Annotated in this window: 27 protein-coding genes and 2 tRNA genes; 15 read left to right on the top strand and 14 right to left on the bottom strand. The window is 71.2% G+C overall.

Going from position 1 to position 22,781, the window contains the following annotated elements:
- Positions 1-795: a Cof-type HAD-IIB family hydrolase gene (locus tag ABD785_RS15990; RefSeq protein WP_344828758.1), complete on the bottom strand. Its 795-nt coding sequence runs from the start codon at positions 793-795 to the stop codon at positions 1-3.
- Positions 796-860: 65 nt separating this feature from the next.
- Here ABD785_RS15990 and ABD785_RS15985 point away from each other — a divergent pair, with 65 nt between their 5' ends.
- Complete coding sequence (locus ABD785_RS15985; RefSeq protein ID WP_344828756.1) at positions 861-1,679, top strand: tyrosine-protein phosphatase; 819 nt, start codon at positions 861-863, stop codon at positions 1,677-1,679.
- A 37-nt stretch (positions 1,680-1,716) separates the two neighbouring features.
- Here the strand turns inward: ABD785_RS15985 and ABD785_RS15980 are convergent, their stop codons facing one another.
- Together ABD785_RS15980 and ABD785_RS15975 are read right to left on the bottom strand one after the other, a co-directional pair.
- Positions 1,717-2,220 (bottom strand): bacterial proteasome activator family protein, encoded by a 504-nt coding sequence (locus ABD785_RS15980; RefSeq protein ID WP_425547775.1) that lies wholly within the window; start codon positions 2,218-2,220, stop codon positions 1,717-1,719.
- Positions 2,204-3,172, bottom strand: a complete 969-nt coding sequence (locus tag ABD785_RS15975) for an NAD(P)H-quinone oxidoreductase (protein ID WP_344828750.1) — start codon at positions 3,170-3,172, stop codon at positions 2,204-2,206. Before ABD785_RS15975 ends, ABD785_RS15980 begins: the two co-directional genes overlap by 17 nt.
- 33 nt (positions 3,173-3,205) lie before the next feature.
- Between ABD785_RS15975 and ABD785_RS15970 the strand changes: the two genes are divergently transcribed.
- Positions 3,206-3,292 (top strand) — tRNA-Ser (locus ABD785_RS15970).
- A 24-nt stretch (positions 3,293-3,316) separates the two neighbouring features.
- Here ABD785_RS15970 and ABD785_RS15965 read toward each other — a convergent pair.
- From ABD785_RS15965 to ABD785_RS15955, 3 genes are read right to left on the bottom strand one after another with little or no spacing between them, the layout of a single operon-like run.
- A complete protein-coding gene (locus tag ABD785_RS15965; protein WP_344828747.1) occupies positions 3,317-3,490 on the bottom strand; it encodes a hypothetical protein in 174 nt (57 codons plus the stop codon).
- A 59-nt stretch (positions 3,491-3,549) separates the two neighbouring features.
- The gene (locus ABD785_RS15960) at positions 3,550-4,086 is read right to left on the bottom strand and encodes a Clp protease N-terminal domain-containing protein (protein ID WP_344828744.1); all 537 of its coding nucleotides are present in this window, start codon (positions 4,084-4,086) and stop codon (positions 3,550-3,552) included.
- A complete protein-coding gene (locus tag ABD785_RS15955; protein WP_344828741.1) occupies positions 4,086-4,334 on the bottom strand; it encodes a helix-turn-helix domain-containing protein in 249 nt (82 codons plus the stop codon). Before ABD785_RS15955 ends, ABD785_RS15960 begins: the two co-directional genes overlap by 1 nt.
- 124 nt (positions 4,335-4,458) lie before the next feature.
- On the opposite strand from ABD785_RS15955, the gene ABD785_RS15950 reads away from it, so the two are divergent.
- Genes ABD785_RS15950 through ABD785_RS15940 form a run of 3 tightly spaced genes read left to right on the top strand, consistent with a single transcriptional unit; the run spans position 4,459 to position 7,846 of the window.
- The gene (locus ABD785_RS15950; protein WP_344828738.1) at positions 4,459-5,271 is read left to right on the top strand and encodes a DUF4397 domain-containing protein; all 813 of its coding nucleotides are present in this window, start codon (positions 4,459-4,461) and stop codon (positions 5,269-5,271) included.
- 8 nt (positions 5,272-5,279) lie between these two features.
- Positions 5,280-5,957, top strand: coding sequence for a class F sortase (locus ABD785_RS15945; protein ID WP_344828734.1), 678 nt, complete (start codon positions 5,280-5,282; stop codon positions 5,955-5,957).
- A 41-nt stretch (positions 5,958-5,998) separates the two neighbouring features.
- Positions 5,999-7,846 carry a protein kinase domain-containing protein gene (locus tag ABD785_RS15940; protein WP_344828729.1) on the top strand — a complete coding sequence of 616 codons (1,848 nt, stop codon included), beginning with the start codon at positions 5,999-6,001 and terminating at the stop codon, positions 7,844-7,846.
- A gap of 7 nt (positions 7,847-7,853) precedes the next feature.
- Here ABD785_RS15940 and ABD785_RS15935 read toward each other — a convergent pair whose 3' ends face one another.
- Positions 7,854-8,351 carry a M15 family metallopeptidase gene (locus ABD785_RS15935; RefSeq protein ID WP_344828726.1) on the bottom strand — a complete coding sequence of 166 codons (498 nt, stop codon included), beginning with the start codon at positions 8,349-8,351 and terminating at the stop codon, positions 7,854-7,856.
- 292 nt (positions 8,352-8,643) lie between these two features.
- Here ABD785_RS15935 and ABD785_RS15930 point away from each other — a divergent pair, with 292 nt between their 5' ends.
- A complete protein-coding gene (locus tag ABD785_RS15930; RefSeq protein ID WP_344828723.1) occupies positions 8,644-9,033 on the top strand; it encodes a hypothetical protein in 390 nt (129 codons plus the stop codon).
- Positions 9,034-9,061: 28 nt separating this feature from the next.
- Here the strand turns inward: ABD785_RS15930 and ABD785_RS15925 are convergent, their stop codons facing one another.
- Complete coding sequence (locus tag ABD785_RS15925; protein ID WP_344828720.1) at positions 9,062-9,520, bottom strand: MarR family winged helix-turn-helix transcriptional regulator; 459 nt, start codon at positions 9,518-9,520, stop codon at positions 9,062-9,064.
- A gap of 218 nt (positions 9,521-9,738) precedes the next feature.
- Between ABD785_RS15925 and ABD785_RS15920 the strand changes: the two genes are divergently transcribed.
- The gene (locus ABD785_RS15920; protein ID WP_344828717.1) at positions 9,739-10,932 is read left to right on the top strand and encodes an ATP-binding protein; all 1,194 of its coding nucleotides are present in this window, start codon (positions 9,739-9,741) and stop codon (positions 10,930-10,932) included.
- A 111-nt stretch (positions 10,933-11,043) separates the two neighbouring features.
- Here the strand turns inward: ABD785_RS15920 and ABD785_RS15915 are convergent, their stop codons facing one another.
- Both ABD785_RS15915 and ABD785_RS15910 read right to left on the bottom strand, forming a co-directional pair.
- Positions 11,044-11,778 (bottom strand): MauE/DoxX family redox-associated membrane protein, encoded by a 735-nt coding sequence (locus tag ABD785_RS15915; RefSeq protein ID WP_344828714.1) that lies wholly within the window; start codon positions 11,776-11,778, stop codon positions 11,044-11,046.
- Entirely contained in the window at positions 11,778-12,674 is an 897-nt protein-coding gene (locus tag ABD785_RS15910; protein ID WP_344829303.1) for a hypothetical protein, read from the bottom strand. The genes ABD785_RS15915 and ABD785_RS15910 overlap by 1 nt, the downstream gene beginning before the upstream one ends.
- A gap of 226 nt (positions 12,675-12,900) precedes the next feature.
- Between ABD785_RS15910 and ABD785_RS15905 the strand changes: the two genes are divergently transcribed.
- From ABD785_RS15905 to ABD785_RS15890, 4 genes are all read left to right on the top strand, one after another.
- Positions 12,901-13,440, top strand: a complete 540-nt coding sequence (locus ABD785_RS15905; protein WP_344828711.1) for a SigE family RNA polymerase sigma factor — start codon at positions 12,901-12,903, stop codon at positions 13,438-13,440.
- 48 nt (positions 13,441-13,488) lie between these two features.
- On the top strand, positions 13,489-13,872 hold the full coding sequence (locus tag ABD785_RS15900; RefSeq protein WP_344828708.1) for a hypothetical protein: 384 nt from the start codon (positions 13,489-13,491) through the stop codon (positions 13,870-13,872).
- Positions 13,873-13,947: 75 nt separating this feature from the next.
- Positions 13,948-14,036: transfer RNA gene (locus ABD785_RS15895), tRNA-Ser, on the top strand.
- A 128-nt stretch (positions 14,037-14,164) separates the two neighbouring features.
- Positions 14,165-15,655: a helicase HerA-like domain-containing protein gene (locus tag ABD785_RS15890; RefSeq protein ID WP_344828705.1), complete on the top strand. Its 1,491-nt coding sequence runs from the start codon at positions 14,165-14,167 to the stop codon at positions 15,653-15,655.
- Here the strand turns inward: ABD785_RS15890 and ABD785_RS15885 are convergent.
- From ABD785_RS15885 to ABD785_RS15870, 4 genes are read right to left on the bottom strand one after another with little or no spacing between them, the layout of a single operon-like run.
- Positions 15,642-16,292 (bottom strand): HNH endonuclease family protein, encoded by a 651-nt coding sequence (locus ABD785_RS15885; RefSeq protein WP_344828702.1) that lies wholly within the window; start codon positions 16,290-16,292, stop codon positions 15,642-15,644. The two genes, ABD785_RS15890 and ABD785_RS15885, sit on opposite strands and share 14 nt — an antisense overlap.
- A gap of 47 nt (positions 16,293-16,339) precedes the next feature.
- Positions 16,340-17,221 carry a hypothetical protein gene (locus ABD785_RS15880; protein WP_344828699.1) on the bottom strand — a complete coding sequence of 294 codons (882 nt, stop codon included), beginning with the start codon at positions 17,219-17,221 and terminating at the stop codon, positions 16,340-16,342.
- A gap of 60 nt (positions 17,222-17,281) precedes the next feature.
- Entirely contained in the window at positions 17,282-18,397 is a 1,116-nt protein-coding gene (locus tag ABD785_RS15875) for a sensor histidine kinase (protein ID WP_344828696.1), read from the bottom strand.
- A gap of 8 nt (positions 18,398-18,405) precedes the next feature.
- Positions 18,406-19,062, bottom strand: a complete 657-nt coding sequence (locus ABD785_RS15870; protein ID WP_344828693.1) for a response regulator transcription factor — start codon at positions 19,060-19,062, stop codon at positions 18,406-18,408.
- A 120-nt stretch (positions 19,063-19,182) separates the two neighbouring features.
- Here ABD785_RS15870 and ABD785_RS15865 point away from each other — a divergent pair, with 120 nt between their 5' ends.
- The 4 genes from ABD785_RS15865 to ABD785_RS15850 are packed head-to-tail and all read left to right on the top strand — an operon-like array spanning position 19,183 to position 22,668.
- Positions 19,183-19,737 (top strand): hypothetical protein, encoded by a 555-nt coding sequence (locus tag ABD785_RS15865; RefSeq protein ID WP_344828690.1) that lies wholly within the window; start codon positions 19,183-19,185, stop codon positions 19,735-19,737.
- Positions 19,734-20,792: a peptidoglycan-binding protein gene (locus tag ABD785_RS15860; RefSeq protein WP_344828687.1), complete on the top strand. Its 1,059-nt coding sequence runs from the start codon at positions 19,734-19,736 to the stop codon at positions 20,790-20,792. Before ABD785_RS15865 ends, ABD785_RS15860 begins: the two co-directional genes overlap by 4 nt.
- Positions 20,789-21,469, top strand: coding sequence for an ABC transporter ATP-binding protein (locus ABD785_RS15855; protein WP_344828684.1), 681 nt, complete (start codon positions 20,789-20,791; stop codon positions 21,467-21,469). Before ABD785_RS15860 ends, ABD785_RS15855 begins: the two co-directional genes overlap by 4 nt.
- On the top strand, positions 21,466-22,668 hold the full coding sequence (locus ABD785_RS15850) for an ABC transporter permease (protein ID WP_344828681.1): 1,203 nt from the start codon (positions 21,466-21,468) through the stop codon (positions 22,666-22,668). The genes ABD785_RS15855 and ABD785_RS15850 overlap by 4 nt, the downstream gene beginning before the upstream one ends.
- The last annotated feature ends 113 nt before the right edge of the window (positions 22,669-22,781 follow it).

The raw sequence follows: 22,781 nt of genomic DNA, 5'->3' as shown, positions 1-22,781 counted from the left end.
TCAGCCGGGGAACAGGCGCTCCAGCACCTGCGCGACACCGTCCTCGGTGTTCGCGCCGGTGTGGTCGGCGACCGCGGCCAGGACGGCCGGATGGGCGTTGGCCATGGCGTAGGGGCGTCCGGCCCAGGCGAGCATCGGCAGGTCGTTGGGCATGTCGCCGAACGCGACGACGTCGGCCGCCGTGAGGCCGCGGGCGTCGCAGTAGCCGGCGAGCGCGGTGGCCTTCGTGACGCCGAGGGCGCTGATCTCCAGCAGGGCGCGGAACGAGGAGTGGGTGACCGTGACCAGGTCGCCCACCTCCTTGGCGGCCCGGTCGGCGAGCTCGGTCGGGTCCGCGGTGGGGTGCAGCGCCAGGAGCTTCACGGCCGGCGTCGCGATCAGCTCGGCGTCGTCGACGGGACGTCCCTGGAGCGCCTTGGCGTCCCAGCTGCCGAGGTTGAAGCGCGCCTCGAAGACGAATCCCTGACCGTACTCGACGGCGAAGCGCAGGTCGGGGAAGGCGTCGCGGAGCCGGGCGACGACCTCGCCGAGTGTCCGCGGCGGGATGCAGCTGCTGCTGACCACCTGCTCGGTGGACAGGTCGTAGATGAGGGCGCCGTTCGCGCAGATCGCGTACCCGGCGTGGTCGACCTGGTCGGCGATCTGGTGGATCCAGCGGGCGGGGCGGCCGGTGACCATCACGAACCCGGCGCCGGACGCGCGGGCGGTGCGGAGGGCTGCTGCGGTGCGGGGAGAGACCGTCCCGTCGGCTCCCAGGAGGGTGCCGTCGAGGTCTGACGCGATGAGTTTCGGCATATCGACACCCAGTTTGCCTGATTTTGTTGCATAAGTGACCGGTGGGTATGTGAGAGTGGCTCTTCATGAGACTCGTCGCCCTGACCCTCCCCCCGGTCCTGCTCGCAGGACTGGTCGCAGCGCCCGCCTCAGCCCACGAGCCGCCCCGGATCATCAAGGTCGGAGGCGCGCTCAACGTCCGCGACATCGGCGGGTACACCGCTGCCAAGGGGAAGAAGGTCCGCTACGGACTGGTGATCCGCTCGGCCAGCCTGAGCAAGGTGACCCCCGAGGGGATCAAGGCCCTCAAGAAGCTCGGGATCAAGACCTCGGTGGACTTCCGGTCGGCCTCCGAGCGCGACACCAACGGGGCAGATCGGCTTCCCGAAGGGGTGAAGCGGGTGCCCGCCCGCATTCCGTTCGGAAGCCTTGCCGAGCTCCTCACAACGATCTCGCTGAACCCCGGTGTCACCTTCATGCAGAACGGCTACCGCCGCTTCGTGAGCGACCCGAAGCAGCGGGCCCAGTTCGCCAAGACCTTCCGGCTGATCGCCGCGACGAAGAAGCCGCTGCTGTTCCACTGCACGTCGGGCAAGGACCGCACCGGCGTCATGACGGCGATCGTGCTGACCGCCCTCGGCGTGCCGAAGAAGACGATCTACGCCGACTACCTGCGCTCCAACGCCGAGCTCGACGCCTCCAACAAGAAGCTGCTCACGTGGTACGAGAGCGAGCACATCGACCCGATCCTGATCCGGCCGACGCTGTACGTCCAGAGGTCCTTCCTGGACGCCTGGTACGCCGAGATCAAGAAGCGGTACGGGACGTTCGACCGCTTCCTGGCCAAGGGCCTGCGCGTCACGTCCAAGGAGAAGGCCGGGCTCCGCAAGCGCCTGCTGAAGTAGCGCCGGCGGGCCCGGCCCCGGGAACGGTGCCCTGGTCCTACAGGTAGGGACCGGTCGAGCCGCCGCGCTCGGACTCGTTCTGCTGGACCAGGCCGGACGGCAGGGCCCGCCGCATGTGCTCGAGCTGCGCGCGGGCGGTCATCTGCTGGACGGCCAGCGTGGTCTGGATGCCGTGGAACAGCCCCTCCAGCCAGCCGACGAGCTGGGCCTGGGCGATGCGCAGCTCGGCCTCGCTCGGCGCCTCGGTGCTGAAGGACGGGGCGAGGCGCTCCAGCTCCTCGACCAGCTCGGGCGAGAGGCCGTCGCTCAACTCCTTGATCGACTTCGTGTGGATCTCGGCGAGCCGGATCCGGGCGGCCTCGTCCAGAGGGGCGGCCTTGGCCTCGTCGAGCAGCTGGCGGATCATGCTGCCGATGCGCATCACCTTGGCGGGCTGCTCGACCATGTCGACGACGCCCTTCTCGTTCTCGTCCTCCCCGTTCAGCTCACCGGGGCCGACGATCACTACCTGGGGTTCCTGCTGCTCACTCATGATGCCCATTCTCCAAGATGATCTTACCGAAGTGTCCGCTGTTCTCCATGATCTGGTGCGCTTCGGCCGCTTTCTCCATGGGGAGGACCCGGTCGACGATCGGCCTGACCTCGCCCGACTCGATCAGCGGCCACACGTTCTCGCGCACCGAGGCGACGATCGCCGCCCTCTCCTGCAACGGGCGGGCCCGCAGTGAGGTTGCGTGGACGCTCGCCCTTTTCATCAGGAGCCTCCCCAGATCCAGCTCCGCCCTGGCGCCGCCCTGGAGGCCGATCACGACGAGCCGGCCGCCGTTGGTGAGGGCCGTCACGTTACGGTCCAGATACTTGGCGCCCATGTTGTCGAGGATGACGTCGAACTGGCCGAACTCGACGAAGTCCTCCGTCCGGTAGTTGATCCGCACGTCGGCGCCGAGCTCCCGGCACCGCTCCGCCTTCTCCTCCGTGCCGACCGTGCAGGCCACCCGGGCGCCGTGCGCGTGGGCGAGCTGGACGGCCATGGTCCCGATCCCGCTACCCCCGCCGTGGACGAGGAAACGCTCGCCCTTCTTCAGCCCGGCGAGCATGAAGACGTTCGACCAGACGGTGCAGGCGACCTCGGGGAGCGCGGCGGCGTCCCGGAGCTCCACGCCCTTAGGGACGGGCAGCAGGAGGCTGTGGTGCACGGCGACCTGCTCGGCGTATCCGCCGCCGCCCAGCAGCGCGCAGACCTCGTCGCCGACGTTCCAGCCGGTGACCTCGGGGCCGAGGGCGATGATCGTCCCGGCGATCTCGAGGCCGGGGTACTCGGGGGCGCCCTCGGGCGGCGGGTAGAAGCCCATCCGCTGCATGATGTCGGCGCGATTGACCGCGCTCGCCGTCACCCGGACCAGAACCTCGCCCTGACCTGCGGTGGGATCGGGCACTTCACCCCAAACCAGGGACTGTGGCCCGCCGGGCTCGGTAATCGAGATCGCATGCATGGGGCACACGCTATATCTTGGTGTCCGCACCCTGGAGGGTTCGCATAGTGGACGAGTGCAGGCGCCTTGAAAGCGCCCGGGCCAGCGATGGTCCCATGGGTTCGAATCCCATACCCTCCGCCGTCCGGGGCTCCGGTCCCGCAGCTACACCATGAACGCGGCCACCGCGATGATCACCAGCACGGCCACCGCCGCGACGCCGATGACCAGGCCGGTCGGGAAGCCGCCGGAGGGTACCTGCTCCGGCTGGCTCTGCTGCTGCTGGAACGCACGGAACTGCTGCGTGCTGCGCGCGGGATCCGGTTCGTTGTCCGTCATGCGCGCGAGCGTAGCCGAAAGAGGCGACAAGGCGGCAAATTGGACAGTTCGGCCGCGTGTCAGGCGGCGTCCGCGGCGATTTCGCGGGTGATCTCGACCTTGAGCGATTCGGTGTTCACCCGGCATTCACGCAGGACCCGCGCGGCGGTGCAGTCGGGCAGCATCAGCAGCCCGAGCAGGACGTGGCCGCCGCAGATGAAGGTGTCCTTGTTCTTGATCGCCTGTCGGAGCGACAGTTCGAGGGCCTTCTTCGATTCGGGCTTGAACGGAATGTGACCGGATTTGACCGGTCCTGACGCGTCGAGCGCGCCGGGTCCGAAACTGGCCTCGGTGGCCTCCCTGACCCGGTCGAGATCGATGCCGATCATCGCCAGCGCCTCGGGGTCCAGGCCGTCGATCGTGTTCTTGACCCGGCGGCGCAGGTCGGCCGGATCGAGGTCGAGCGCGGCCAGGGACCGGTGGGCGGCACCGGCGGGCTCGGCGTAGAGGGCGAGCAGGAGATGGCCCGTGTCGATCCCGCCGTGGTTCATCCCCCGGGCGATCTGCTGGGCGGCGGTGACCGCCGACCGGGCCTCCTTCGTGAAGCGTTCGAACATCACTTACCCCTTCCCGGCAGCCAGCCCGGCCGCTGCTCGTCGACTCCCCTGTGCTTCTTGTGGACGGCCTGGCGGCTGACGCCGAGGACCGTGGCGATCTCCTGCCACGACCATCCGAGGTCGCGTGCGTTGCGGACCTGCAGGGTCTCCAGCCGTTCGGCCAGTTCCCTGAGCGCCCGCACCGCCCGCAGCCCGATGGCCGGGTCGCGGCTGCTCGCGTCCTGCGCGAGCTGGACTCCGTCGTTCATGATGTCAACATAGGTTGACGTCCGGGCGGTGTCAACCTGAGTTGACGAACGCGGGATATCGATCGGGGGTGGATTTGGGTGTTGTGGTCGCATGGTGGCTCTCTGACAGGTAATTGTTCGTGACATGACCCCTCGTATCCGGATCGCCGCCGTGGCCGTCGTGGCGGCCGCCTCCATCGCCCCCACCGCCGCGGCCCACGCGGCCCCCGAGGACGGCTATGTGCGCCTCGCGCACCTGTCACCGGACACCCCGGCAGTCGACGTCTACCTCTACGACGCGGGCAAGAAGAAGCCGCGCCTGGTCCTCAAGCACGTCGGATACGGCGCGCTGTCGCCCTACCAGAAGCTCGGAACCGGCTCCTACACCGTCGCGATGCGGCCGGCCGACGCCGCCGCCTCCTCCGATCCCGTCCTGTCGACCTCGGTGAAGGTCGAGGCCGGCGGCGCCTACACCGTCGCGGGGATGGGCCCCTACAAGGGCATCAAGCTCCAGGTCCTCGACGACGCCGCCGACCTCGGCTCGGGCAGGGCCGGGGTGCGGGTGCTCGCCGCGTCGCTCAAGAACCCGACGCTGGACGTCAAGGCTCCCGGGCTGCGGCTCAAGGGCCTCACCTTCGCCGGGATCACCGACTACCAGCAGGCCAAGGCCGGCAAGAGCGTCCTGAAGGTGACCGGGGCGCACGGCTCGGCCTCGAAGGAACTGCCGCTCAGCGCCGGATCGCTGTACACGGTCGTCGTGCTGGACCGGCCGTCCGGGCTCGACCTGCTGCCGATCCTCGACACGACCGGCGGGAAGGTCGTCCCGAACGGGGCGATCGACACCGGGATGGGCGGGCTCGCCGAGCGCCCCTCGCGGACTCCCTCCCCGCTCTGGCTGCTGCTCCCCGCGGCCGCCCTCGCCGCCTTCGTCGTGCGCGGGCGCCGCACCACCGGCTGAAGAACCGCATGACACCCCCTGAGCGCCGCATGGTCGCGGTGGTGACCGCGCCCCCATCGCGACCATGCGGCTTCCATCTCCGCCGTGCCGCCGTCCCGGCGCTCGGGCTCGTCCTCGCGCTGGCCGGGTGCGGCAGCGGCGGCTCGGCCAGGGAGCCCGCGGCCGCATCCGCCGCGCCCTCGACGACCTGGTCGGCGGTGCCCGGTCAGGTCGCTGTCCCCGAGACGAGCGTCGCGGTGCCCGACCACGCGGATCCGAAGCGGCTGCGGATCCCGTCGATCGGCGTGGACGGCTCCCTGATCCGCCTCGGAACCGACGCGTCCGGAGTGGTCGTGCCGCCGGAAGTGGCCATGCAGGCGGGCTGGTTCGGCGGCGGAGCCCAGCCGGGGGACCCCGGCCCCGCGGTGATCGCCGGGCATGTGGACTCCAAGGACGGCCCCGGGGTGTTCGCGAAGCTCGGGGAGCTGAAGAAGGGCGAGGAGGTCCTGGTGGAGGACGACGCCGGGGTCACGGTGCGGTTCGTGGTCGACCAGGTCGTCACCTATCCGAAGGACCACTTCCCGACGGCGTCGGTCTACGGCCCCACCCCGGACGCCCAGTTGCGGCTGATCACCTGCGGCGGATCGTTCGACCAGAGCCGCGGTCATTACACATCCAACGTCATCGTCTATGCATCTGTCCGATAGGTCCCTTTGCAGGGGCGCCGGCTCTCGTTATCTTTCTACATGTGGTAGCTCAGATCGGCCGGCTCGTGGCCGGTCAGTACCGGCTGATCGAGAAGATCGGGCGGGGAGGCTTCGGCGTCGTCTGGCGGGCACATGACGAACGCCTCGACCGGGAAGTCGCGGTCAAGGAGCTGTATCTGCCTGCCTACCTGGCCGAGGGGCAGCGCAAGGAGCGGCGCACCCGGTCGCTGCGCGAGGCGCGCTCGGCCGCCAGGATCGACCACCGCGGCGCGGTCACCGTCTACGACGTCGTCGAAGAGGACGACTGCCCTTTCATCGTCATGGAGTACCTCAAGGGCCGCTCCCTCGAGGACATCATCAAGGAGGACGGCCCCCTGCCCGTCGAGCAGGTCGCCGAGATCGGCCTCCAGCTCCTCGAGGTGCTGCGCGCCGCCCACGCCTCGGGGGTCGTGCACCGGGACGTGAAGCCGTCCAACGTGATCATCACAGCGAAGCGGGCGGTCCTCACCGACTTCGGCATCGCCACCATCGAGGGCGACACCTCGATCACCCAGAGCGGGTTCGTGATGGGCGCGCCCGCCTACTGCTCACCGGAACGCGCCAAGGGCGACCGCGCCGAGGCGCCCTCCGACCTGTGGTCGCTCGGCGCGACCCTCTACTACGCCGTCGAGGGGCACCAGCCCTTCCCCGGCACCAACGCCAACCAGGTCTTCCACGCGATCCTGACCGCGCCGCACCGGCCGTGCCACCGGGCCGGGCTGCTCGGGCCCCTGCTCGACGGGCTGCTCATCAAGGAGATCGGCCAGCGGCTCACCGCCTCCGACACCGCGCTGCTGCTGGCGGGCGCCACCCAGTCCGGAACCCCGCGCGAGCAGGTCACGCTGCCGTCCCGGCCGCGGCGGGCCGCGAAGCTCCGCAGGGCCCGCCGCAGCCGCTACTTCGCGCCGATCGTGACGCTGGCCGTCCTGTCGGCGGGGGCGCTGTTCTGGACCGGCCGCGACACTCCGCCGGACACCGTCAGGGCGCGGGCCGAGCAGCCCGTCCCCGCGCTGCCGGAGGCCGCCGGAAAGCTGCTGACGGGGGCCTCCTCCGTGCGGTCCCTCGCGGTCAGCCCCGACGGCGCGACGCTCGCGGTCGGCACCGACGGCAAGTCGGTCCAGCTGTGGGACCCGCACGCCCAGCACCGGCTGGCCGTGCTCAAGGGGCCGCAGTACGCGACCTTCGGCCTGGCGTTCAGCCCCGACGGCAAGCACCTGGCGGCCAGCGGTTACGACGCCCCGGCGTTCCTGTGGAACCTGCCCGACCTCGACGCCTCCAAGCTCATGCTCGCGCTCGACCAGAAGAACTCCCTGGCCTTCTCGCCCGACTCGGCCAAGCTGACCATCGCGGGGAACAGCCTGCTCAGCGAGTGGTCCGTGCGGACGCACAAGCGGACCACGACCCCCGCGAAGACCGAGGGAGGCCCGTTCGCCATCGCGATCAGCAGGCAGGGGGACGTCGCCCGCGTCGGAGTCGAGGGCGTGTACCTGGAGCGGAGGCGGCTGGCGGAGTCGCCCGGCGTGCTGCCGGTCGTGCGGTTCAGCCCCGACGGCCGCTGGCTGGCCGTCGGCGGCGACACCGGCAAGATCATGCTGTGGAAGGACGGGGTCCGCCAGAAGACCCTGAGCGGCACGGGCAAGACCATCCAGGCCATCGCGTTCAGCCCCGACGGCACCATGCTCGCCTGCGCCGACGGCGACACGGTGAAGCTGTGGAACAGCGAGGGAATGGCCGTGCTGCCCGGCACCGTGAAGGCGTCGGCGACCGTCACCGCGGTCGCCTTCTGGGCCGACGACAGGCTCGCCGTGGCCACCGAGTCCGAGCGCGTCGAACTCTGGAAGATCCCTTAGGCCGTCGTCAGCGGGAGGCGCTGAAGTGCTGGTAGTCCTTGGTGCCGGCCCAGTAGCCGCCCCACTTCCAGTTCATGGTGCGGAAGGCGCGGACGACCTCGTCGCCGCCGGTGATGACGCCCGGCAGCTTGCCGGAGCGGTTGGTGTAGTACCTCGCGCAGCGCTTGTGGTAGATCGTTCCGGCCGTGTCGACGTAGGGGTTCTCGCACGGATTGATGTCGACGGCCATGCCGTAGGCGTGGCGGGACCAGTTCGAGGAGCCGGTGGCGGCGCGGCAGTTGAAGGCCGAGGTGTTGTCGGCCTCGATCGAGTCGAAGTCGCTGCCCTTGTACTCGTCGACCAGAACCATCTTCCTGATCGGGTAGCGCTTGGCGTAGATCTGTTTGAAGGTGTTGACGATGCCGGTAGCGACCTTCGCGTTGACCACCAGCCTGCCGCCCGCATGGGTCTGTTTGTCGAATCCCCAATAGGGCATCGTGATGACGCGCAGGTCCTTCAGCGGCACGGGACAGCCGGATTTCCACGAATATCGCAGCATCTGACGGTTCACCGGGCCGATGGTCGCTCGGAACGGCAGGTCGGTGGCCGTGGGGGAGGGAGTGGACGAGGGTGACGACGGGTTCTCAGAAGGTTTCGCGGCAGAGGAAGCGCCCCCCGGGGAGGACGGCTTCGGGGCCGGGTCGGACTGGCCACATCCGGCCGTCGCGCCGATCAGAAGAGGCGTCAGCACGAGGACGCAGAGCGTCCGGCGGGCCGGTTTCGAGTGAGCACGGGCGTCCATCGCCTCAGGATTCCGCATGACGGCCCCCGATGAGCAGCCGACACTCTCGGACGAACTGTTCGGGATGGAGACCGGCGGGGGCGCGGCCCGGGTGGAGGCGCTGGGCGTCGGGTCGGCGTGGCCGCAGGTCTTCGGGCCGGTGCCGTCGTGGCAGACCCGGATCCTCGCGGCGTTCGGGTTCGTGACGTACGCGATCGTCAACCTGATCGTCATGTGGGTGCCGCTGCACGACCATCATGTGAGCGCGCTGCCGCAGGCCGTCGTGCTCGTCGTGGTGGCCTTCGGCGTCGGCTCCCTGCTGGCCTGGGTCGTGGGCGGCGCGTGGCGGGCCTTCGGCTTCGGGATGATCGGCGGCTGGCTGGCCCTGACGCTGCTGTCGCTGGGATTCCTGACCGGGCTGAGCTGACGGGCCGTTCCGCACCCCGGGGCCGGGGTCAGGCCGTCTCCGTGCGGGCGGCGACGGCGGCGAAGACCCGGCCGATCGCCTCGAGGTCCTCGGGGGCGGCCAGATCGACGAAGTAGTCCCGGACGGCCTCGACGTGGTCGATGGCGGCCTTCTCCAGGAGCCGGAAGCCGTCGTCGGTGAGGATCGCGTTGATGCCGCGCCTGTCGTCGGGGCAGGGCTCGCGGATGACCAGGCCCTTGGCCTCGAGCCGGGACGCGGTGTGCGAGAGGCGGCTGCGCGACTGGAGCGCCTCGTCGGCGAGTTCGGCCATCCGGCGGGTGCGGTCGGGGGCGGCCGACAGCCGGGCGAGGATCTCGTACTCGGGCATGGTCAGGCCGAAGGACGACTTCAGCCGGCGGTCGAGAGCGTCCCAGAGCTGGGTGCTTCCCTGCAGGTACGCACGCCACTGTTGCTGCTGGGCGTCGTCGAGCCAGCGGGGTTCTCCCATGGGCGGGAGTTTACCCGTCAAAAGATTGCGTAACGCGGCAGACAGCCGCTCGAACGGTGCGCTAGTGTGTTCGAACAGTCGAACGCATCTTCGATGACCAGGGGATGGGTCGAGCGACCGGTGGACGGGGGTGAATTGTGCCCACTTTGGCGACACGCCGTAGATGTATATACGGAAATCTAAGACCGCAGCTATACGCCCTCATAGAGTCCGAGAGCGTGGACCCAGTGCGCAATCCCTACGCGCCCGGAGCCGGGCAGCGTCCTCCCGAACTCGCCGGCCGTGACCGGGAACTCCAGCAGTTCGAGGTCGTCCTCGAGCGTGTGGCGCGCGGGCGCCCCGAGCGCAGCATGATCATCACCGGGCTGCGGGGCGTCGGCAAGACCGTGCTGCTCAACACCTTCCGCTCGATGGCCATCCAGCGGCTCTGGGGCACCGGGAAGATCGAGGCGCGGCCTGAGCAGTCGCTGCGCCGGCCCGTCGCCGCCGCGCTGCACACGGCCATCCGCGAGCTCGCCCCCCGGCACCGTGCCCCCGACCGGATCGAGGAGTTCCTCGGCATCCTGAAGGCGTTCGCGCAGGCCGGGCAGGAGGGCGCCGGACGGCAGAAGGCCTCCGTGCACCGCTGGTCGCCCGGGATCGACGTGCCCGCCGCCCGCGGCCGGGCCGACTCCGGCGACATGGAGATCGACCTCCTCGAGCTGTTCGTCGAGGCCGCCTCTGTCGCCACCGACCTCGGCGTCGGGATCGGCCTGTTCGTCGACGAGATGCAGGACGTCCAGCCCGACGACGTCTCCGCCCTGTGCGCCGCCTGCCACGAGCTGTCGCAGACGGGCGGGCCGCTGATCGTGGTAGGGGCGGGGCTGCCGCACCTCCCGGCCGTGCTCAGCGCGTCGAAGTCCTACTCCGAGCGGCTGTTCCGGTACGCCAGGATCGACCGGCTCGACCGCGACTCCGCCGACCACGCGCTGCTCGCCCCCGCCGAGCGTGAGGACGTCACCTTCACCCCGGGCGCCCTCGACGCCCTCTACGAGGCGGCCGACGGCTACCCCTACTTCGTCCAGGCCTACGCGAAGATCGTGTGGGATCTGGCACCGCAGACCCCGATCACCGAGCACGACATCAAGGTCGCCTCGCCCGAGGTCGAGAGCGAGCTCGCGGGCGGCTTCTTCGGCAGCCGTTACGAGCGCGCCACCCCGGCCGAACGCGACTACATGCGCGCCATGGCCGCCCTGGGCGACGAGCCCGTCTCCACCTCCGCCGTGGCCGACGAGCTGGGACGCAAGCCGTCCAGCCTGTCGCCGGCCCGCGACGGCCTCATCAAGAAGGGCCTGATCTACAGCGCGGAACGCGGCATCGTCGCCTTCACCGTCCCGCACTTCGGCAAGTTCCTGCGAGCACAGCCGGAGTAGGACGGAAGCGGGCATCGCCCTTTCTAAGGATCTCTAGCGTCTTTACTAGAGAGCTTTAGAGTCCCCTGCTCAGGGGCCTCTACGGCTGTCTAGCGACTTGCCTAGAGATTGCTATACGAGAACATAGGCGGGATTCGGGCCCGTCTCACTGGCATCGGAGACCTCCTCCACCAGCGTGACGCGCACCTCCCGGTCCGGGCCGAGGGAGACGGCGAACACCAGCTCGCCGCCCTCCACCTCGAACACCACGAACCGCCAGCACAGCTCCCGCCACACCTCGATCGGCTCTCCCGGCACGTGGTCCTCCCAGGTCTTCCACGCGTCGCTTCCGCGCAGGACGTCCATGGTGGCCCGCAACGGAACGTCCCGGCGGTCGCAGGTGATCCGGGTGCGCTTCAGCAACGCCACCGGCTCCGGCGAGATCGCCATCAGGAAGCCCAGCTCCACGACCAGGAACACGCCCCGCCAGCCGAGGACGTCCAGGGAGATCCGGGCCCCCGTCGCGGACACGCCCATGGCCGCCCCCGCGGCCGCCGCCAGCAGACCCGTGCGCAGGATCGTCCGGCGGCCGATCCTGGACGAGCTGATCGAACCGAAACAGCCGCACCCCTCCTCCGGCCGTCGCGTCTTCAGCTCGCCCAGCATCCAGGTCGCCGCCACCAGGATCATCGCCGTCGCCAGCCGCACCGCCGGATGCCCCGACACCAGCAGGAGCAGGCACAGCACGCCCTCCAGGCCCGCCCAGGCGAGCTGGTGACGATTGCCCGGCGACACGGTCTTCCCCACGCACGCCAGCAGGAAGACCACGAGCAGCACGAGAACCTGAGCCTCGCGGAACGCGTCCATCACCCACCCACCGCCACCGTGACGTTGAAACAGCCGTCCGCGAGATCGCCGCCCAGATCCACGAAACTCGCCGGTGTCAGCTCGATGATCCGGCCCCGCGGCGAGGTCCCGCACTCCACGCACCGGTCGCAGAACCGGGCCCCGGCACAGCCGCATTCCAGCACGATCACGTCCGCCGAGCGGCGGGTGCAGTCGTTGCGGACCTTCATCGCGCTCCCCACCGACAGGAAGGGGACCGGAGCGCACGGCTGCGGGGCGTCAGCGCAGCCGCCCGCGTCGCCCCACCGGTCGACGCGCGGATAGGCGGCCCCGCGCCCCGCGCCGGAGAACCAGGTCGCGGTCCCCCGCACCACGGAGCCGCCCGGACGCGCGGGAGGCGGCGCGATGTCGCCCGGCTGAGCCGTCCCCGGCTTGACCGCGACGACCCCGTGCCGTGACGACCGGCCGATCACGTCGAAGAGCTGCCCCGGCTCCATCCGCGGATGACGCACCAGGATCTGGCTCTGGTTCTGGCGCGGGATCACCACCCGGGTGCGGGGCCGGTGCGGGCCCTGGTCGACCTCGACGACGTCCTTCTCCGCCCTGATGATCGTCCCGCTCACCCGCACGATGTCCACCCAGATCCGGTCGGCCGCCAGGCCGTCGCCCGTCGGGCGCACCACGACGTCGCGCCCCCGCAGCAGCTCCCCCAGGCCGGCCCGGCCCCCGTACCAGACCAGCGTCTTCTCCGACATCGGCATCCGCAGCTCACGCACGCCGTACCGCAGCACGAGCAGGTGCGGGCTCGCGTCGACGATCCGGCCCTCGACCGACCGCAGCGGCGGCTCCCCCGGTGAGAGGATCCGCTCCGGGGCCGCGCCCAGCACCGCCGATCTCAACCTGCGGCGACGTAGCATCAACACTCCACTCATCCGGTTGGACAGTGCTTGTCAACAGTTACCCACCCCCGGACTGCTGTCGACCAATTTGTCCATAACTGCTGCTGTCCGGGAGTGGATTTACAGCACCCGGTAGAGGTTCTCACCACCCGGTTGAACCGAAAATGGGGCTTTGATGAAGCCGTAATGACGGACCTCGTGCGAAAGTACCGCTCAAGCGCGGGTCTCGGGTCGGAGGTCAGTAGTGGGCGAGCCCACCCATGCGGCCTTCTCCGCGTACGTGACCGGAAGAGGTCCCGCCCTCCTGCGCGCCGCCCTGCTGCTCACCGGGGACCGCGCCGACGCCGAGGACCTCCTCCAGGCCGCCCTCACCAAGACCTACCTGGCCTGGGACCGCATCCACGACCACGCCGCCCTCGACGGCTACGTCCGCCGTGCCATGGTCAACACCCAGATCTCCTGGTGGCGGCGGCGCAAGCTCGAGATCTACCCCACCGGCGACCTGCCCGACCAGCCCGTCGACGACCACACCCGCCGCTGTGAGCTCAACGACTCCCTCAGCAGGGCCCTCGGCCGCCTCCCCGACCGGCAGCGCACGGCCGTCATGCTCCGCTACTACGAGGACATGTCCGAAGCGGAGATCGCCCAGCGGCTGGGCGTCACCGTCGGCACCGTCAAGTCGACCGTCTCCCGCGCGGTCGCCAAACTCCGCGACGACACCGACCTCGGCCGCGACTTCCCCCTCCCCCGGCCGGCCGGGAACCCGGAGGGCGCACCCGCCTGATCCCGATACTGTTCACCCAACGGAGTCCCCCACCCCCAGGAACCTCCCATGCGCCTGCTCGCCCTCGTCTCCCTCGCGCTCCTCCTGCCCCTGACGGCCTGCACCGGCTCCGACGGGGCCGACCGCAAGGCCGCCTGCGCCGAGATCCAGGCCACGATCGACGCCCTCGGCCGGACGACGGTCCCCGAGACCGCCGGCACCGGAAGCCAGACCTTCGCCCAGACCTACGCCGAGGCCGCCAAGCAGTTCCGCGCCACCGCCGCCAACACCACCGACCAGCCCCTCAAATCCGCCGCCAACTCCGTGGCCGACGCCCTGGACGCCCTCACCGACGCCGTCTCCCTCGGCCGCCCCCCGGGCCCCCAGATCACCACCCGCGTCGCCACCACCGCCGACGCCCTCCAGAAGCTCTGCACCCCTTCCCAGAACTAGTTCCCCCCACCTCGGCGCTTTCTGCTTTGCCGCATCGCCGTCGGCCCTGTAACCTGTTGGCGGCCCCAGGGCCACGGAGGTGTCGCCTAGTACGGTCTATGGCGCCGCACTGCTAATGCGGTTTGGGTGCAAGCCCATCGCGAGTTCAAATCTCGCCACCTCCGCTCTCATCGGATTCATCCCTCAATGCCCAGTGCATTGGGGGATTTTTTCGTTTTCCCGCCCTGTTCTCGCCCGGATCGGGGCGCGCGGGGCGGGCCGGAGGGGAAGTGATCTTTCGGGGGGATGAGCCATGGGGACTGACGGAGTGGACGTGGCGGCCGGGTACCGGTTCGAGGGGGCCGTGCTGGAGCTCGGGGCGCTGGTGGTCGGCGGGATGGTCGACAGCGGGGCGGGGATCCGGGTTCCGTTGAAGGCCGTCAGCCGGCACGGGCTGGTGGCGGGGGCGACGGGGACCGGGAAGACGAAGACGTTGCAGGTGATGGCGGAGCAGCTCTCCGAGCTCGGGGTGCCGGTGTTCCTCGCGGACGTCAAGGGCGATCTGAGCGGGATGGCGACGCCGGGGGTGGATGATCCGAAGGTGGCCGAGAGGGCCGCCTCGGTGGGGCAGGAGTGGCGTCCGGCGGGGTTTCCGTGTGAGTTCTTCGCGCTCGGCGGGGTCGGGGACGGGATTCCGCTGCGGGCGACCGTGACGTCGTTCGGGCCGACGCTGCTGGCGAAGGTGCTGGGGCTGACGGCCGTCCAGGAGTCGTCGCTGGGGCTGGTGTTCCACTTCGCGGACCAGAACGGGCTGCCGCTGCTGGATCTGAAGGACCTGCGGGCGGTGATCCAGTTTCTCGTCGGGGACGAGGGCAAGGAGCAGCTCAAGGCGCTCGGCGGGCTGTCGAAGCAGACGGCCGGGGTGCTGCTGCGGCAGCTCATCGCGTTCGCCGACCAGGGGGCGGACCAGTTCTTCGGGGAGCCGGAGTTCGAGACCGCGGAGCTGCTGCGGACCACCCCGGACGGGCGGGGCGTGGTCTCGGTGCTGGAGCTGCCGGGCGTGCAGGACCGGCCCGCGCTGTTCTCCTCGTTCCTGATGTGGATGCTGGCGGACCTGTTCAACGACCTGCCCGAGGTGGGGGATCTCGACCGGCCGAAGCTCGTGTTCTTCTTCGACGAGGCGCATCTGCTCTTCCGGGGGGCGTCGAAGGCGTTCCTGGAGTCGATCGCGCAGACCGTCCGGCTGATCCGGTCGAAGGGGGTGGGGATCTTCTTCGTGACGCAGACGCCGAAGGACGTCCCGTCGGAGGTGCTGGCCCAGCTCGGCAGCCGGGTGCAGCACGCGCTGCGGGCGCACACCCCGGACGACGCGAAGGCGCTGAAGGCGACCGTGTCGACCTATCCGAAGACGGACTACGACCTGGGTGAGCTGCTCACCTCGCTGGCGACGGGCGAGGCCGTGGTGACCGTGCTGTCGGACAAGGGGGTGCCGACGCCGGTGGCGTGGACGCGGCTGCGGGCGCCGCGGTCGCTGATGGCGCCGTCGGATCCGGCGGTGATGCGGGGCGTCCTGGACGCGTCGCTGCTGACGGCGCGTTATGCACAGGCGGTGGACAGGGAGTCGGCCTACGAGATGCTCGCGGGACGGATGGAGAAGGCGCCCGCGCCGGAGGAGAAGCCGCAGGCGTCGGCCGTCGAGCAGGTGCTGAAGTCGTCGGCGTTCAGGTCGATGACGCGGACGGTGGGCACGACGCTGGGGCGGGAGATCGCCAGGGGCGTCCTCAACGTGTTCAAGCGCAGGTAGCGAGCATGGCGGTGAGGGCGTCGCGCTCGCGGACGGTGATCGTCAGGGAGTAGGCGGACTTCACGGTGACCCAGCGGGTGGCGTACGGGCACCAGTAGGCGCGGCGGGGCTTCCACTGGTCGGGGGCCTTGCTGCTCTTCTCCTGGTTCGCCCGGCGGGCGACGGCCAGCATGTTGGAGGTGTCGTTGGCGAAGGCGGCGCGGCGGGCGGCGGTCCAGCGGGAGGCGCCGGACCGCCAGGCGGCCCCGAGGGCGACGACGTGGTCGAGCTCGACCTCGTAGGCGCGGCCGACGTGGTAGCTGATCGTGGTCCCGGTGTAGGGGTCGGCGAGCGTGCCCGCGATGACCAGGCACGGGTTGGTGCGGGAGAGGGTCTCGGCGGTGAGGTCGCGTTTCAGGACGGCGTCGCGGGCGCGGCAGCCGTCGGGGAGCGGCGGGGCGGTGCCGGTGCCCGACCAGCCGGGGCCGAACGCCCCGCGGTCGTAGTGCGCCGAGTCGCGGTTCGCGGCGACCCTGAGGCCCGCGAGCAGCCGCTGCGGTGTCCGGGGAGCCGCCGTGACGGTCGTCGTGGACGTCACCGGGGTCGCCGTCGGGGCGCATCCGGTCAGCAGGACGAGCAGGAGCGGGGCCGTGCGCATCCGCCCATCTGACCATCGGGTCCGGTGCCGGGCGGGGACGACACGCCTCAGACCGCGGAGCGCAGGACGGGGGCGGCGGTGTGGGGGGCGGCGAGGCGGGCGATGGCGTCGGCGTCGTGGTGGAGGGTCGCGTCGGCGAAGGCGAGGGGCGTGGCGTAGAAGCGCAGGCTGGTGCGGGCGGCCACGGCGTTGACGCGGCTGAGGGCGCCGATGGTGGCGGCGGGGTCGGTGAGCAGGAAGGCGATGACGCGGTGGGGGGAGTTCGGCTTGTTGCGCAGCGGGGTGACCCGGATCTCGGCGATCTCCCGCCAGGGGATGGTGAGCCGCCAGGAGGGGATCTCGATGCCGCCGGAGGTGAAGGAGAACAGCGGGCGGGGACGGAGCACGCAGGTGTGGACGAAGTAGCCGAGCAGGAACAGCAGGAGCCCGGTCAGGACCGCTCCGGTGACGGCCAGCAGGGTGCTGTCAAGGAGGAACCCGAGGCCGCAGGCCGCCGCGAACAGCACGGTCAGGCCGGTGATCTTCAGAAGGATCGGCCGGGTGTCCTGGAAGAACGCGGTGGGCTCGCCGGTCGCGGGAAGGGGCGCGGGGGCGGGCGCGGCGGGCAGGTAGGCGACGGTCCCGTTGATGACCCGGTTGTAGGCGAGCCGGGAGGCGGCGACCCGGTACATCAGGAAGAGGGCGCCGAGGACGAGCACGGCGAGGAAGAGCGGGCTGAGGGGGCTGCCGAGCTCGTGGGCGACGAGGTAGGGGAGCTCCAGGACGACGGCCCAGCCGAGCAGCGGCAGCGCGCGGCGGAACAGGCTCTGGCCGAGGACCGTGGTGGCGTGGTGGACGGCGATGTGCGCGGTGCGCTCGTCCGGGGCGGGCTCGCCGCGGAGGATGGCCTTGCGGGTGGAGCGGTCGAGGTCGCGCCAGTCGGACGTCACGGGGGTCTCCGGGGGTGAGGAAACGGACCGTGGGCCATCGTAGGGCCGCGGGGCCGGACGTCACCCTGGTGCGGGGAGGGTGACGGTGGCGGTGAGCCCGCCGCAGTCGCGGGCCTCCAGCGTGATGTCGCCGTGGTGGGCACGGGCGACGGCCTGGACGATCGAGAGGCCGAGCCCGGCGCCCGCGGTGGTGTGGAGGCGCTCGCCGAGCCGGCGGAACGGTTCGAAGAGGCCGGGCAGTTCGTAACGGGGGACGACCGGGCCGGTGTTGGCGACGGTCAGGACGGCCTCGCCGGTGGGGCTGGTCGAGGTCGTGATGTGGATCCAGCCGTCCTCGGGGAGGTTGTAGCGCAGGGCGTTCTCGACGAGGTTCTGGGCGAGCCGTTCGAGCAGGACGGGGTTTCCGCTGGTGGGGGCCTCCTCGAGGGACAGCCGGAGGTCGGTCTTGCCGGGCGGGAGCCGGGCGGCGAGATGGTCGGCGATGTCGGCCAGGTCGACGTAGGAGTGCTCGGTGACCTCGGGTTCGGCGCGGGCGAGCATGAGGAGGCCGTCGATGAGGCGTTCGTGCCTGCTGTTGATCTCGAGGAGGGTATCGCCGAGGTGGCGGAGTTCGGGCGGGGCGTCGCGGCGGTGGACGGCGACCTCGAGGAGGGCGCGGTTCAGGGTCAGCGGGGTGCGGAGCTCGTGGGAGGCGTTGGCGATGAAGCGGCGCTGGCCGTCGAAGGAGTGGTCGAGGCGTTCGAGCATGACGTCGAAGGTGTCGGCGAGCTGCTTGACCTCGTCGGGAGGGCCGGTCAGGGCGATGCGCTCGTGCAGGCCGCGGTCGGCGGCGGGCGCCTCGGCAATGCGGCGGGCGGTCTCGGTGACCCGGTTGAGCGGCTGGAGGAGGCGCCCGGCGAGGAGCCAGCCGAGGCTGCTGGCGGCGGCGCTGACGATGACGAGGGCGATCGCGCCCTGGGTGAGGAGCGAGGCGAGGACGTCCTGCTGGGCGGCGTGGTAGCTGATGGTCCCGCCGACCGGCGGGATCCCCCCTTCGGGCCCGCCGCGGGTGAAGGTCTCCTCGCCGGAGGCGGGCATGCGGCTGGAGACCAGCACGTAGGTCACGCCGAGGAGCACGGTTCCCGCGAGGAAGAACAGGCTTCCGTAGACGAGGGCGAGGCGGGCGCGGATCGTCATGCGGTGGATCACGGGACGCGGTACCCCACTCCGGGCTCGGTGCGGATGACGGGCGGCTCGCCGAGCTTGCGGCGGAGCTTCAGGACGGTGATCCGGACGACGTTCGTGAACGGGTCGGCGTGCTCGTCCCAGGCCTTCTCCAGCAGCCGTTCGGCGGAGACGGCGGCTCCGTCGGCGCGCAGCAGTTCCGACAGGACGGCGAACTCCTTGCGGGAGAGCGGCACGTAGCGGCCGTCCCGGTAGACCTCGCGGCGGTGCTGGTCGAGGCGGATCCCGGCGCGCTCGATGACCGGAGGGGCGGCGGGCCTGGCACGGCGGCCGAGGGCGACGACGCGGGCGGCGAGCTCGGGGAAGGCGAACGGCTTCGGCAGGTAGTCGTCGGCGCCGAGGGTGAGGCCCGAGACGCGGTCGGCGATGTCGGTGGCGGCCGTCAGCATGAGGATCCGGGCCTGGGAGCCGCCCGCGGCGATGGAGCGGCAGACGTCGTCGCCGTGGACGACGGGCAGGTCGCGGTCCAGGACGACGACGTCGTAGTCGTGGACCGCGAGGTTCTCCAGGGCCGTGCCGCCGTCGCCTGCGACGTCGACGGCGTGGGCGTCGCCGCGCAGCCACTCCGCGACGGCCCCGGCGAGCAGGGGTTCGTCCTCGACGACGAGTATGCGCATGCGTCATCAGTAGCCGAGGCGGTGTTTCGCCGGCGTTAGCGTCCGCGGTAACGGCCGGGAAACCGGCCGGTCGTTTGACTCCCTCCCGACGGCCCCGCTCCGGGGCCGAAGGGAGACGACATGAGATTTCCGGCCGTGGTGGCCGTCCTGGCCCTGACGCTCGCGGCGTGCGGTGCGCCGGCCGATAACGGGGACGACGTGGCGACGGGCGGGGGCAGGAGCCCGAGCGCGTCGGCGAGCGCCTCTCTCAAGGCGGGTTCGGAGAAGGACGCCCTGCTCGCCTACTCGAAGTGCATGCGGGAGAACGGCGTGCCCGACTTCCCCGATCCGAAGATCGAGGAGGGCGGCGGCGTGGGCCTCAGTATGCCCAAGGGCGCCGACCCCGAGAAGGCCGATGCCGCCAACCTCAAGTGCAAGAAGGTGCTGCCCAACGGCGGTGAGCCGGTGAAGGCCGACCCGAAGGTCGTGGAGGCGCAGCGCAAGCTGGCCAAGTGCATGCGGGAGAACGGCCTGCCGGACTTCCCCGACCCCGACGAGAACGGCTCGACCCAGATCCAGGGCTCCCACGACCTCGACCCGACGAGCGCGAAGTTCAAGGCCGCGGAGAAGGCGTGCGCGAAGTACCGGCCCGAGGGCGATGACGGCGGGCGGCTCACGACCCGGGAGGAGGGGTGAGACGCCGCGGACGGGTGATCGCCGCGCTGCTCGCCGTCGGCGGGACGGCCGTCGTCGCGGCCGCGGCGAACGGGATCGGCTCCGGAGGCCAGGGACGGCCGCAGCCGCGCGGGAAGCTGCCGCCCACGACGGCGACGATCGACCGGCAGACCCTCGTCGACACCCGGCGGGAGAGCGGGACCCTCGGCTTCGACGGCTCCCGGACCCTGTCGACCCGGCTGGCGGGGACCGCGACCTGGCTGCCCGCCACCGGCAGGGTGATCGCCAGGGGACGGGTGCTGTACCGCCTCGACGACGGCCCGGTGGTGCTGATGTACGGGGACCTGCCCGTCTACCGGGCGCTTTCGGCCGGGGTGAAGGGCCGGGACGTCAGGCAGTTCGAGCGGAACCTGTGGGCGCTCGGCTACCGCGGGTTCACCGTCGATGAGACCTACAGCTCCGCCACGGCCGAGGCCGTCAGGGAGTGGCAGGACGATCTCGGGCTGGAGGAGACGGGGAGCGTCGAGGAGGGACGGGTCCTGTTCGCGCGGGGGCCGGTCAGGGTGGCGGCGCGCAAGGCCTCCGAGGGGGACGACCTCCAGCCCGGTGCGGCGGTGCTGACCACCAGCGGGAGCGCCCGGGTGGTGACCGTCTCCCTGGACGTCGCCGACCAGCGGCTCGTGAGGAAGGGGGTCGCGGTGGCGGTCCGGCTGCCGTCGGGCAGGAGCGTGCCGGGCCGGGTCCTGCGGTCCAGGACCGTGGTGGAGCCGGGCGAGAACGGGGCGGACGACACCACCGAGCTCGAGGTGACGGTCGGGGTCGACCGGCCGGCCGCGCTGAACGGGCTCGACCAGGCCTCCCTCGACGTCGACTTCACCGCCGGGCGCCGCAAGGACGTGCTCACCGTGCCGGTCGCCGCCCTGCTCGCCCTGGCGGAGGGCGGCTACGGCGTCCAGGTGGTGGAGAACGGTGCCGCGCGGATCGTCCCGGTGGAGATCGGGCTGTTCGCGTCGGGACGGGTGGAGGTCGGCGGATCGGGCCTGCGGGCGGGGCTCGTCGTCGGGATGCCGTCGTGACGCCGGTCGTCGAGCTCGTCGAGGTGTCGAAGACCTATCCGGGCGGGGTCGCGGCCGTCAGCGGGGTGAGCCTCACGGTCGGAGAAGGGGAGATGGCGGCGATCGTCGGGCCCTCGGGCTCGGGGAAGTCGACGATGCTGCACCTCATCGGCACCCTCGACCGGCCCACGACCGGGACGGTCCGCATCCAGGGGCACGACGTGGCGGGGCTGACCGACCGGCGGCTGTCGTCGCTGCGGGCGCACCGGATCGGCTTCGTGTTCCAGCAGTTCCATCTGAGCCACGGGCAGCCGGCGCTGGACGACGTCGCCGACGGGCTGCTCTACACCGGCCTTCCGCTCAAGGGCCGGCGGGCACGGGCGGAGGAGGCCCTGGTGCGGGTCGGGCTCGGGCACCGGCTCGGCCATGTCCCGACCGAGCTGTCCGGCGGTGAGCGGCAGCGCGTCGCGATCGCCAGGGCCGTGGTCGGCTCCCCCGCCCTGCTGCTGGCCGACGAACCGACCGGGAACCTCGACTCGACCTCCGGAGAATCGATCATGAGTCTGCTGCACGACCTCAACGCCGCCGGGACGACCGTCCTGGTGATCACGCACGACCGCGACATCGCGGCGTCGCTGCCGGTCCGGCTGCCGATGCTCGACGGGCGGCTGCTCACGACGCAGGGCGGGCGGAGGTGAACGCGCTGCCGCCGCCGTCGCGGCTGCGCCCCCGTGACGTGCTGCGGGCCGGCGGGACCGGGCTGCGGACCCGCAGGACCCGGGTGGTGCTGTCGGCCCTCGGGATCGCGATCGGCATCGCCGCCATGGTCGCGGTCGTCGGGATCTCCGCCTCCGGGCGGGACGATCTCGACCGCAAGCTCGCGGCGCTGGGGACGAACCTGCTGACGGTCGCGCCGGGGGACTCGGTGTCCGGTGAGGCCGCCACGCTCCCCCTCGACTCCGTGCGGATGATCTCCAGGGTCGGCCCGGTGACGAGCGCGGCCTCCACCGGGCGGGTCCCGGACGCGAAGGTGTACCGCAACGACCGGATCCCGGCGGGGGAGAGCGGAGGGATCACGGTCCAGGCCGCCGACCTCGGCCTGCCCGGCGCCGTGGGAGCACGGATCGCGGACGGGACCTGGCTGAACAGGGCCACCGCCCGCTATCCGGCCGTCGTGTTGGGGGCGTCGGCGGCGGAGCGGCTGGGCATCGGGGCCGCGGGGCCCGACGTGCGGATCCTCGTGGGCAGGCGGTGGTTCACCGTCGTGGGCGTGCTCGAGCCGGTGCCGCTGGCGCCGGAACTCGACGCCGCCGCGCTGGTCGGACGCGAGGCCGCCGCGGATCTCCTGGGCTTCGACGGTCATCCGACGATGCTCTACACGCGCACCAGGGACGACGCGGTCGAGGCCGTCCGCGACGTCCTCGCGGCCACGGCGAATCCGGAGGCGCCCAACGAGGTGAAGGTGTCGCGGCCGTCCGACGTGCTCATCGCCCGCAAGGCCACGAGCAGCGCCTTCACCGCGCTGCTGCTCGGCCTGGGCGGGGTCGCGCTGCTGGTGGGCGGGGTCGGCGTGGCCAACACGATGGTCATCTCGGTGCTGGAGCGCCGCTCCGAGATCGGGCTGCGCCGCTCGCTCGGGGCCACCCGCGGGCATGTGCTGCTGCAGTTCCTGACCGAGTCGCTGATGCTGTCGGCGCTCGGCGGTCTCGCCGGGGTGCTGATGGGAACCGGGGTCACCGGGGCCTACGCGGTCACCCAGTCCTGGCGGACGGTCGTCCCGGCCTGGGCGGTGCTCGGCTCGCTGGCCGCGACGCTGCTCATCGGGGCCGTCGCGGGGCTGTATCCGGCCGTCCGGGCGGCCCGGCTCTCCCCCACCACGGCCCTTGCCACAACCTGAAAAATTGTGAGATGTGCCGAACTTTCCTGACTGTGGGGGAGTCATAGGCAGAGCGATCGTAAGGTACGGAAGGTCCCCCGGGGGCTCGGGGTGTCGAGGGGAAAGAAGGTCCA

This window comes from Actinocorallia longicatena (assembly GCF_039534125.1).
GTDB classification, from domain to species: Bacteria; Actinomycetota; Actinomycetes; order Streptosporangiales; family Streptosporangiaceae; genus Actinocorallia; species Actinocorallia longicatena.
This window is presented reverse-complemented; position numbering and strand designations above follow the sequence as displayed.